The sequence below is a fragment of the Cylindrospermum sp. FACHB-282 genome (genome assembly GCF_014697195.1).
Classification (GTDB): Bacteria; Cyanobacteriota; Cyanobacteriia; order Cyanobacteriales; family Nostocaceae; genus Cylindrospermum.
Window position 1 is genome coordinate 1 of the sequence record NZ_JACJRJ010000015.1, and the last position, 11,784, is coordinate 11,784.

At 42.8% G+C, this 11,784-nt stretch carries 6 protein-coding genes; 3 read left to right on the top strand and 3 right to left on the bottom strand.

All coding sequences use genetic code 11. The features are described from left to right. Positions 1–172: 172 nt before the first annotated feature. From H6G32_RS10035 to H6G32_RS10045, 3 genes are read right to left on the bottom strand one after another with little or no spacing between them, the layout of a single operon-like run. A complete protein-coding gene (locus tag H6G32_RS10035) occupies positions 173–1,471 on the bottom strand; it encodes an MFS transporter (protein ID WP_190457676.1) in 1,299 nt (432 codons plus the stop codon). Beyond that, on the bottom strand, positions 1,468–2,607 hold the full coding sequence (locus H6G32_RS10040; protein WP_190457678.1) for a PepSY-associated TM helix domain-containing protein: 1,140 nt from the start codon (positions 2,605–2,607) through the stop codon (positions 1,468–1,470). The genes H6G32_RS10035 and H6G32_RS10040 overlap by 4 nt, the downstream gene beginning before the upstream one ends. 41 nt (positions 2,608–2,648) lie before the next feature. Next, positions 2,649–5,399 (bottom strand): TonB-dependent siderophore receptor, encoded by a 2,751-nt coding sequence (locus H6G32_RS10045; RefSeq protein ID WP_190457680.1) that lies wholly within the window; start codon positions 5,397–5,399, stop codon positions 2,649–2,651. A gap of 981 nt (positions 5,400–6,380) precedes the next feature. Between H6G32_RS10045 and H6G32_RS10050 the strand changes: the two genes are divergently transcribed. The 3 genes from H6G32_RS10050 to H6G32_RS10060 all read left to right on the top strand — a co-directional run bounded on the left by H6G32_RS10050 (position 6,381) and on the right by H6G32_RS10060 (position 11,760). After that, a complete protein-coding gene (locus H6G32_RS10050; RefSeq protein WP_190457682.1) occupies positions 6,381–9,833 on the top strand; it encodes a condensation domain-containing protein in 3,453 nt (1,150 codons plus the stop codon). After that, positions 9,830–10,426, top strand: a complete 597-nt coding sequence (locus tag H6G32_RS10055; RefSeq protein WP_190457684.1) for a GNAT family N-acetyltransferase — start codon at positions 9,830–9,832, stop codon at positions 10,424–10,426. Before H6G32_RS10050 ends, H6G32_RS10055 begins: the two co-directional genes overlap by 4 nt. Positions 10,427–10,734: 308 nt before the next feature. After that, positions 10,735–11,760 (top strand): TauD/TfdA family dioxygenase, encoded by a 1,026-nt coding sequence (locus H6G32_RS10060; RefSeq protein ID WP_190457686.1) that lies wholly within the window; start codon positions 10,735–10,737, stop codon positions 11,758–11,760. Positions 11,761–11,784 lie beyond the last annotated feature (24 nt).

The following is an 11,784-nucleotide window of genomic DNA, read 5'->3' on the forward strand; positions in this document are numbered from 1 at the left end:
CCCCGTCCTGTCAAACCTATGGTTTGAATTAGTTGGGGGTCAATTCGTCGTCGCCCAAAAATTCATCCCACACTCCTAAGAGTGAGTGTGGGGCTTCTTTTCGTTTAAGCTAAATTAAAACCTTTTCCGGAGGTGTTGAACAACAAGATCCCCGACTTCTCTAATCGGCGATCTAAGCCGTATCCGCGTCGTGATCTGGCAAAATGGTGTCTAGATTGCGGAGCGTCCGGCAGGCATATCCACTGAAACCGACAACTAACAAACTCAGGGAAGATACCGCATATAAAAGGGTTATACCTGCACCTTTTTGAGTGCCAAATAGCTTGCCCATTATAGGTGTGAGACTACCGCCAGGCATCATCATCGGCTCAAAAACGTAATCTGCTAGGGGGCCAGCAATTAAAGTAGCGAATGCTGAAGTTATCAGCAAAATCATTGAGCGTGTGGCAAAGACACGCCCCTGGATATTAGGTTTAACCTTGCTTAACCAGATAGCATCGATAGAACTGCCCAGCAATGGAAAATTGAGAGATGAGCAAAATTGTGCAGGAATCCAAATTAATGGCATTCCTGCCAAACCAAAGATAGTCTTGCTCAAGCCGGCACCCACCATACCCAGCAACATTCCATCTATCCGACGCTGGAAACCACCCCAACGGCTAGTAACCAATGCTCCTATAACCCCACCAATTCCCGCTGCTGAGGCTAAGAGTCCTAGCAACTGGGCATTGTTACCAGTGCGGGCCAGAATCATCGGTGCATAAAGTGAGCTGCCAATGTCATGGGCTAACCAAAACAATGAAGTTATTACTAAAATGGCAAGTAAACTGGGGCGTGCGGTAATGTAGCGCCAGCCAAAGCTCATTTCCTGTTGAATATTTGTCGGGCTTTGGGTATCTGCTACTGTGATTGTCGGTTGGGGGATGTGTACTCGCAAAACTGTGATTATGGCGATCGCAAAAGTTGTGAGATCAATAATTAAGATCCCTACAAGCCCGATGGTTGCGTAGACCATACCAGCTAGTGCTGGCGCCATGATTTGAGCGCCGTAACTTGCTAAAAAGCCCATGCTGCTAGCACGGCCGTAGTGCTGCTTGGGGATCATTGTCGAAATCGCCGCACTGTAAGCTAGTTGTTGGAATTGCTCAAAAGTTCCCTTGACAGCCACAGCTAGATATAAGTGCCATAGTTGCAGATGATGGGTTAAATAAACGAGTAAGATGGCGATCGTCACCAAACCGCTGACTGTATCACCAAGCATGATCAGTAATTTTCGCTGGGTGCGATCTACAATCACCCCAGCTATCAGCGCCATCAATACTTGCGGTACTTGTGTAAAAAAACCAAACAAAGCTAAAGCCGTAGCCTGTCCTGTAACTTGCCATACCCAGATAGTGATAGCAAAGCTAGTCATGCTACTACCAATCATCGAAACCGTCTGGCCGATCCAGACGATCAGAAAATTTTTCATCGGTCTGAAGGCTCAAATATTTTCATAGCCTGCTGTTTGCCATTTTTCCCTGGGTATTTATAGCGGTACATCCCCAAGCCCGTAATGAACAAAATCAGGGGAGAAAGTCCCACAAAAACGTAGAGAATGCGGGTAGGTAAGCCACCGAAGGTGCCATAGTGCAAAGGATAAAAAGAATTTAAAATGCGATCGCCTAATGGTGCTTTCAGTGCATTATCTATCCGCAAGATTTCGCCGCTATATTGGTCTAAATAAATAGCACTGTTGCCGTAGCTATTAATTTCTTGGGGCAATTTCTGATAAATACTGAAGACATCTTCTGGCTTTTTGGGTAGCAAAATAAAAGATGTCACAGCATCGGTTAAAGCTGAATCAACTTTCTGTAAAATTTCATCTATACCTAGGGGTGATTTACCAGGCACAAGCTGAGAAACAGGTTTAGATAGCTTTGAGGTAAAGGTGACGGCATAGATAGCAGGTTTAGTGAAATCCTCAAAATTCCAACAGAAGCCAGTGAAAGCGATCAGGGTGAGAAAGACAGCAGAAACGATGCCTGCAACTTTGTGAATATCAAAGAGTGCCCTTTTCGGATGGGCATTGAGTTTAATTTTGAAGCCACTAATCAGCCTGCGCCAACCCGGCCAGAGAACTAAGCCGGAGATAGCCAGGACAAATAACAAAAAACCCCCAATACCAACGATAATTGCCCCAGTTTTACCAGCCAGCAAACTGTAATGCAAATCAATCATCTTAAACCGGAGGGACGTTTCCTGTCCGCGATCGCCTAAAATTGCACCAGTATAGGGATTGACAAAAACCTCCCTATTTTCGCCCTCCTTTGGACTCATTCGTACAACATAAGTGCTTTTTTTTGGCAGGGTAATGATCGATGTCGGCTGAAGATCAGGCCGATTGGCATAAGCTGCTGTCACAAGATTCAGCGCCGACTCAACAGAAATCCTTTCCCCTTGGGGAATCACTTTTTCAAATTGGTGAGCGATGATCAGTTCATCGATTTCATCTTCAAAAACTAACAAGCTGCCCGTCAAACCAACAAAAATCAGCAGCAATCCAACGGCTAAACCGATATAGCGGTGCAGAATGAAGGCAATATTGCGGATTTTCATAGGCTTCATTTTAGATGCTCCTGTTTGAATCTTGACGACAGCTTGTGAAGTTAAAAATCGATGGAAACAGTTCCCAAAACAGTCAATGGCGCACCAGGCGTTAAGTAATAGCCTTGGGATTCGTAGTAATTAGTATCAAACAGGTTTTTGATATTGAGAGCAGCTCGCCAATTATTTCGGCGGTAGAACACACTAGCATCTGCTCTGACATAAGAAGGAATTTTGATACTGTTAGGCAGAGTCGCTTCCCGCTCATCCACAAACACTAAACCCGCTCCAAATCCTAAACCTTGCAAATTACCACTTTGAAGTTCATAGGTTGTCCATAAACTGGCGCTATGTGCGGGTACGCCTTGCAATTTGTCGTCAACCAAGCCAGGATCATTATCTTGACTAACAAAAGCATCTGTGTAGGCATAGGTAGCAATAACTTTCCATCCTGGGAGAATCTCACCTGTAATATCTAGTTCAAGACCACGACTTCTTTGTTCACCTGTCTGGATACTAAAGGCATCATCTACTGGATCAGTCGTCAGTACATTTTGCTTAGTAATATCAAAATACGCCAAAGTAGCCGAGAGGCGCTTATTCAAAAACTCCTGCTTAATCCCCACCTCAAATTGTTCCCCAGTTTCCGGATCAAAAGTTTCTCCTGAGCGACTACGAGAAAAAATCTGCGGATTAAATGAATTTGTCCAACTAGCATAGACCGAAGTAGAGTTACTAGGCTGGTAAACTATGCCAACTCGTGGTGAAAAATTTGAAGTCGATGTTTCAATATTATAGGCATTGCCAACTACGTCTCTGTAGTAAGAATCTACCCAATCAAAGCGACCACCAGCCAAGATTTTTAAATTGGGCGTTAACTCAAATAAATCCTGAACATACAGCGCCACATTTTGACTACCATATTGATCATAGAAAGACCGACTCACAGGCCCTGGTTGGGCACCATATACTGGATTTAGCAGATCGAGTCCAGCAATAGATCCTCTATAAAAGTCGTAATCAAGTTTGTATTGGCCTATTTCCAAACCAAACAAAACATTATGGCGAATTGAGCCAGTGTTGAACTTACCGCTAATTTCGTTTTGCAGAGAGATATTATTCTGCTCCTCATCTGACGTTCGATATTGACGCTGCAATGTTCTGCCATCTGCTGCCAATGTCGTACCTTGAATAATCCGGGTGAGTCCATCAACGTTCAGGACATTTAAGCCCTGGCGGAATTTCCAATTATCACTGGTTTCATGCTCCAGGGTGTAAGTGAATGAAGAGGATCTAAACTCGGAACGAGGTAAATCAGGCTCGATGATGGAGCGGCTAATGGGAACATTTAAAGAAATATTTAATGGAGGTAAGCCGCGATCATAAACATAGTCATACTTCTGGTATTCATAATCGAATCCAATAGTAGTTCGCGGCCCAACTTTCCAGCTAAGTGACGGAGCGATAAAAGTACTTTCGCTTTCATTAAAGTCCCGAAAACTGCCGGCACTTTCATAGGCTGCATTGAGGCGGTAAAGAAGGGATTTATCCTCTGTGATTGGCCCTGTAAAATCAATCGTCGGGCGGTAAAAGTCATAGCTACCAACGGTCATCCCTACCCTGTAAAACGGATCTGCCAATGGTTTCTTGGTGATGGTATTAACTATGCCCCCTGGACTTTGAGCGCTACCGTAAAGCACTGATGCAGGCCCTTTGAGAAATTCGACTCGCTCAACATTGGCGACATCACGAGGAGAGAGAAAACCGAAATCTCTAAAACCGTTACGGATAGTTTCAAACCCAGACCCAAACCCACGAATAAAGTAACCCTGAGAAGAGATTCCACCGTAACCTGTTTGTTGTTGGACGCCGCTGACATTATTCGCTAACTCGTTTAGACGTACAACTTGCCGGTCTTCTATAACTTCCTTGGGGATCACCTGAATAGAGGCGGGAATATCACGCAGGGGAGCATCGATTTTGGTGGCAGTTGTGGCGTCTAATATGCGATATCCATCTTCCTCACCTGTTACTACTAATTCAATTGGTTGCTCTGTTTGGGCTGCTGGTTGCTCTGTTTGCGGTTGGGGTTGCTCTGGTGGTGTTTGGGCTGTTGGTTGCTCTGGTGGTGTTTGGGCTGTTGGTTGCTCTGGTGGTGTCTGGGCTGTTGGTTGCTCTGGTGGTGTCTGGGCTGTTGGTTGCTCTGGTGGTGTCTGGGCTGTTGGTTGCTCTGGTGGTGTTGAAGATACAACTGGCACCAACCCAAAAATCAGACCCTCATCACTATCAAACAATTCGACTGCTGGTAAACCTGCTGTTCCTGTGACAGTGACTCGGATAGTATTGGCATCTTGATTAGCCACTATCACCGAAGTGATTCCGGCTACTGGGTTGTCTTGGCGAAATGTATTGCCTGATGGTAAACGTAGTTGGGTTTTGGGAATATCGGCAATGTAATTATTGCCCTGACTCCGATTCAGGATTTGCAAACTTTCCCCATCGGTGGTTTGCAGAGTTAGTTCTAGACCATTATCTACTGACTCCAGTTTGATGCCGATAACTTGTGAGACTGCCGGCGAAGTTTGCGAGTCGGGAACTGTTTGACTCAGTCGCGGGATGTTGGTGGTTGGCACAGATGTCTGTACCGCAGTTAACAGGGGTAATGTTTGAGTAGAACTAGTGTCTTTAGTATTGAGAACACCTTTGCTCTGCCCTTCTAGATTTTCTACCTCCTGACTTACAGCCGGAGTTGTGAGCAAGACGATAGCTGAACCTGTGAGCAACAGGCTTGGTAATAATTGTTGTCGTTTCATACGTTTCTCTGATTAACCCTCACACCCAATAGCACCATTTGACTGGCAGTTGACACTAATTAAGCATTAACTTATTAGTAGTTCTTTGCAAAAATAGGATACTTCTAGAATAGTTTTTTGTTATCTGTGATACATAATTTATCGAAAATAATTATCAAGTTTGTAGAATTATCTCTGTCCTTTAGCAACAGGCTTTAGCAAGGGAATGTTGATGGCAACAGATAAACCATAATAGGTGTTTATCTGCTAAAAGTCAGTCTTTGGAAGTATTTCTGGCGTTTTAGACAACTTATATCCGGCAACAAAATGCCATTTTTCAGCGTAAAAAGCAAGAGACCCGAAAGGGCTGTTACCTAATTTCTACCATGAGATAGACATTCTTTGTCAATAGGTATAACTTAAGTGTTCTGAAAGAGGTGGCAAAATATTTCTTACGTAAGGGGTTGTAAATGCTAAAGATTTGCATTAATATGATTTTGCGTAATTGAGAGGTTATAGCAATATAACTCAGTAAAATCCTACTCCTACCTTTGATCAGCAATTACCATCCGACATGGTTAGGACTTAACGGACAGAAAATAGCAAATATGGGGTATGGTTTGTGCTGGGCAGCACCCTACAGGTAGGATGCGTCCCCTGACGCATCAAAAAAACCTGAAAGGACGGTAAATTTGTCAAGGAAAGTAAGCCCTAATGGTAACTACAGGTAGGATGCGTCCCCTGACGCATCAAAAAAACCTGAAAAGACGGTAAATTTGTCAAGGAAAGTAAGCCCTAATGGTAACTAGTGCGTTAGGGAACGCACCCTACAGGTAGTGTGCGTAAAGAATCCTACTCCTACCTTTGATCAGCAATTACCATCCGACATGGTTAGGACTTAACGGACAGAAAATAGCAAATATGGGGTATGGTTTGTGTCGTTAAAAATCATGATTTGTGCGTTAGGGAACGCACCCTACAGGTAAGATGCGTCCCATGAAAATGACTAAACCTTCCAACGGCTTAAAAGAAATTTTGGCTAACTGTTTTACAGTGGTTGATCTTCTGCGCTACAGAAGTTCTATCCAGCCAGATAGTTACGCTTTTACATTCTTGCAAGATGGCGAAACCCAAACAGCAACACTAACTTACCAAGAGTTAGATCGGCGTAGTCAGGCGATCGCATTTCAACTTCAAGCATTGGGTTATAGTGGTGAACGTGCTTTATTGCTGTATCCACCAGGATTAGATTATCTCGCTGCTTTTTTCGGATGTCTGTATGCCAACGTAGTCGCAGTTCCGGCTTACCCACCGCGCAATCAGCGCAACACCCCCAGAATCCAGGCTATTGTGGCAGATGCAGAGGTAAGAGTTGCCCTGACAACAACCGCAATTTTGCCCACAATCCAATCTTTACTTGCAGAGAAAACAAACCAAGAAAGTTTGCACTGGTTAACTACCGACAACCTAGAACAGGGAATAGCAGCATCTTGGCAAGCACCGGCAATCAATCCAGAGGCGATCGCCTTTCTCCAATATACATCCGGTTCAACAGGCACACCCAAAGGTGTCATGCTCAGTCATGGCAATCTCTTGCACAATGCTGCCACAACTTACCAATTGATGGGACATTCCCCCAGCAGCAAATTTGTCTCCTGGCTACCGGCTTATCATGACATGGGGCTGATTGGTGGCATACTCCAACCTTTGTATGGTGGCTTCCCTTGCATCTTCATGGCGCCGGCTTCATTTCTCCAACGTCCTTACCGTTGGTTGCAGACTATTTCCCATTACCAAGGCACAACCAGTGGTGGGCCTAACTTTGCCTATGAATTGTGCAGCCAAAAAATCACCCCAGAACAAAAAGCCACCCTAGACTTAAGTAGTTGGAGTGTAGCTTTTAACGGTGCTGAACCCATCAGACAAGATACCCTAGAACGCTTTGCTGCCTCCTTTGCCTCCTGTGGCTTTCGCCCAGAAGCATTTTATCCCTGCTATGGCATGGCAGAAGCAACTCTGATGATTTCCGGTAGTCAAAAAACAGCAGCACCCACAATTCAAAAAGTCCAGAAAGCAGCACTAGCCAGCAACAAAGTAATTGTAGATGTTGCCCCATCTCAAAACATTTACAGCTTAGTAGGTTGTGGTCAAAGCATACCTGACCAAAAAATTATCATTGCACATCCAGAAAAACTAGTTCATTGCCAACCTGATGAAGTTGGAGAAATTTGGGTATCTGGCCCCAGTATAGGTAAAGGCTATTGGAATCGCCCAGAGCAGACAGAGCAAGCTTTTGGGGCATATTTAAAAGATCCTGATGAAGGGCCATTCTTACGAACAGGTGACCTAGGCTTTTTGCACAATGGCCAACTCTTCATTACAGGTAGAAGCAAAGATTTAATTATCATTCGGGGTCGAAATCTTTACCCCCAAGACATCGAACTCACAGCAGAGTCCAGCCATCCATCCTTACGTTTAGGTAGTTGTGCCGCCTTTGCGGTAGATGTTGACAACGAAGAACGGCTAGTAGTGGTACAAGAGTTAGAGTTTCGCGCCAAACCCCATCTAGAAGAAGTCACCAAAGCCATTCGTCAGGCAGTAGCCCAAGAATATGAGGTGCAAGCTTATGCAGTAGTATTAATCAAACCGGGTACTATTCCCAAAACTTCTAGCGGTAAGATTCAACGCCGGGCCTGTAAAGCCGAGTTTTTGGCAAGTAATTTGCAGGTAGTAGGCGAAAGTATCCTGGACAGTGCAGATATTGTTAGCAGCGACCAGCCAAACTTGGGATCAATGTCTTACCTGCAAGCATTGGTAGCTCAAGTATTAAAAATTCCCCTATCCCAAGTGCAACCGCAACAACCTTTAACTGCTTTGGGTATTGATTCCTTAATGGCTTTCGAGATCAAAAATCAGATAGAGGTAGATTTTGGGGTGGTGATATCTGTAACTGACTTGTTACAAGATGCCAGTATCGCTGATATATTTCCATCTTTATCAACAAGTACCAAATCTCAGCAGCCAGAACTCAAGCCGATACCCCGTGATGGATATCTACCCCTGTGTTTGGCTCAAGAGCGGTTGTGGTTTCTCGACCAATTAGAACCGGGGAATCCCTTTTATAATGTGCCAATTGCTGTGCATTTAACTGGAAAATTAAATGTAACCACCTTAGAACAAAGTCTAAATGAAGTCGTGCAGCGTCACGAAGCCTTGCGGACGAGCTTCTTAGATGTGGATGGTAAACCAGTCCAGGCGATATCTGACTACAAGTTGACACTGCCAGTTGTAGAATTGTTAGGAGTAACTTTGGCTGAAGCGTTGCCTCTGGCCACTGAGTTTGCTCAACAGCCTTTCGACTTATCCCAACAACCACTCCTAAGAGTTCAACTCTTGCATTTAGGACAGCAGGAGTATGTGCTGTTGCTGGCCATGCACCACATTATTTCTGATGGTTGGTCAATTGGTATTTTGATTCAAGAACTAGCGGCAATTTATCAAGCTTTTTCTCATAACTTAACTTCCCCTCTGCCTGAACTGCCCATCCAATATGCAGATTTTGCCTATTGGCAAAGAAAATGGTTGCAAGGAGAAAATTTAAACACCCAGATAAATTACTGGAAGCAGCAGTTAAGGGGTAATTTACCTATATTGCAACTTCCCACCGACAGACCCCGGCCAGCTATCCAAACCTTTATAGGGAAAAAGCAATTCTTTGAATTTCCCCAGACTCTGAGGGCATCTGTCAACGACTTTAACCAACGAGAGGGTGTAACTCAGTTTATGACTCTCATCGCTGTATTCAAAACATTGCTTTACTGCTATAGCAAACAAACCGAAATTGTAGTTGGTTCCCCTGTGGCTGGTCGTAACAAAGCAGAAACTCAAGGGTTAATTGGGTTTTTTATCAATACGCTAGTTTTACGTACTGACCTATCAGGAAATCCCAGCTTTCGGGAATTATTAGGACGAGTGCGCCAAGTAGCTTTAGGGGCTTATGCTCATCCAGATTTACCTTTTGAGAAGCTAGTCGAAGAATTGCAACCAGAGCGTGACTTGAGTCACAATCCACTCTTTCAAGTTATGTTTATTCTGCAAAATGCCTCGATACCAACTATTGAACTGCCTGAATTAACTCTTCATCCCCTAGAGGTTGATAGCGGTACATCTAAGTTTGATTTAAAGTTTAGCATTTGGGAAAGTCCCGCAGGTTTTCAAGGTTCATTGGAGTATAAAACAGATTTATTTAATCCAATGACTATTAAAAAAATGAGCGCTCATTTTGAAATGCTTCTCAGTCAGATTGTTGCACAACCAGATATCAGTTTAAATGAGTTGGCTAACATACTTGCCTTAGCTGATAAAGAAGAACAATTCAACCAAGCCAAAAAGCTGGAAGATAGCTCACTGCAAAAGCTAAAACTAAGCAAACGGAAGGCAATTCGTCAAGCATGAAAATATTATTGGAAACAGAGCGATTAATTTTGCGACAATTTACAGAAGATGATGCTGATAACTTGTTTGAATTAGATAGTGATCCTGATGTCGTTCGTTTTACAACTAATCTAGGACAGCCAACTGAATACAGAATTATTCAAACCCAAATTTTACCTAATTTTTTTTCCTACTATGAAAAATATGATCATTATGGAATTTGGGCAGCAATTGAAAAATCAAGCCAAGAGTTTATTGGCTGGTTCCTATTTAGACTTATAGGAGATGCCTCTTATTTCGATCCCAAATTGGCTAATGCTAATGATATTGAGCTAGGATATCGCTTGCAAAAAGCTGCTTGGGGAAAAGGTTACGCAACGGAAGGGTCTAAAGCACTGATTTTAAAAGGTTTTTCTGAGTTAGGAATAGAGTGTATTTTAGCTGTTGCTTTTGCGATAAATGCGCCTTCTATACGAGTGATGGAAAAAGCAGGTCTTAAACTTCAGGCAAGATTTGTTGATAAGGATTATGCTCAAGAAGTTGTATTGTATATGCTCAAAAAAGATGAATTTAAACTAGATAAAAACTACACAAACCAAGCTGCTGTTAGTTGAATTTTCCAGAAAAATCAACGGTTAATAAATAATGACTTGTAATTTTATCTTCATCGAGTGATTTGAAGCAAAAACAATGAATTAAACGAAATATTGGACTTTTATGATTAATTATAATTTCTCAAAGATTAAAAGCAGAAGGTATTTGTTGAAGCAGAGGAATAATATCGCGTCTGGTTAAAAACTTATCATTAAGAGTGCAAGGGTGGAGGGGAGTTTCTTGCAGGGGGAGAAAGAGTTTTTAGACTTTTGCTCAGAACAAGGAATCATAACTAATCAGCCGGACATGATGTAACAAGAGACAAATAATGAAAATTCCCGAATTACCACAAATCAGATCAAAAAAAAGGCAAGGGATTAATCTAACAAATGCAGCATTGGTAAAAACAAGATTTTTATCATCTGATAATTCCTTACCTTTGCTAATTCAACCCACTGTAGAAGGAGTGAATTTAGTTACATGGGCAGCAAGTAATCAGGAGTTAATTGCCACAAATTTGCTAAAGCATGGGGGTATATTATTTCGCAACTTTCAAACGAGAGATATGGCTGAGTTTGAGCAATTTATTCAGACAGTTTCTGGTGAGTTAATTGAATATCGCGATCGCTCTTCCCCTCGAAGTTTAGTACAAGGCAATATTTACACCTCAACTGATTATCCAGCTAACCAAAGTATCTTTCTCCACAGCGAGAACTCCTACGCTGCAACTTGGCCATTAAAAATTTTCTTTCACTGTGTAACACCAGCAGATCAAGGTGGAGAAACACCAATTGCGGACACGCGAAAACTATTGCAACAAATTAACCCCAAAATTGGCGATCGCTTCCTCAAAAAAGGAGTAATGTATGTCCGTAATTTTGGTGATGGTTTTGGTTTACCTTGGCAAAAAGTGTTTCAAAGCACCAACCCCTCAGAAGTAGAAACTTTTTGCTACAACAATGGTATTGACTTTGAGTGGAAGCCGGGAAATCGCTTGCGAACCTGGCAACGTCGTCAAGCTATTACTACACATCCAAAAACCGGTGAGCAAGTTTGGTTTAATCATGCTGCATTTTTTCATATATCAACATTAGAACCAACCATCCGCGCAGCATTGTTAGCAGAGTTTACAGAAGCAGAACTACCACATAATACTTATTACGGTGATGGTTCACCCATCGAAGATATTACCTTAGAAGCAATTCGTGCCGCTTATCAAAAAGAAACGGTAATTTTTTCTTGGCAGACTGGAGATATTTTAATGCTCGATAATATGCTCACAGCACATGGAAGAATGCCATATCTAGGACAGCGGAAGGTTGTAGTAGGAATGGCAGAACAATTTGGTAATTAATTTATTTAGTGTCAAATACGGAGA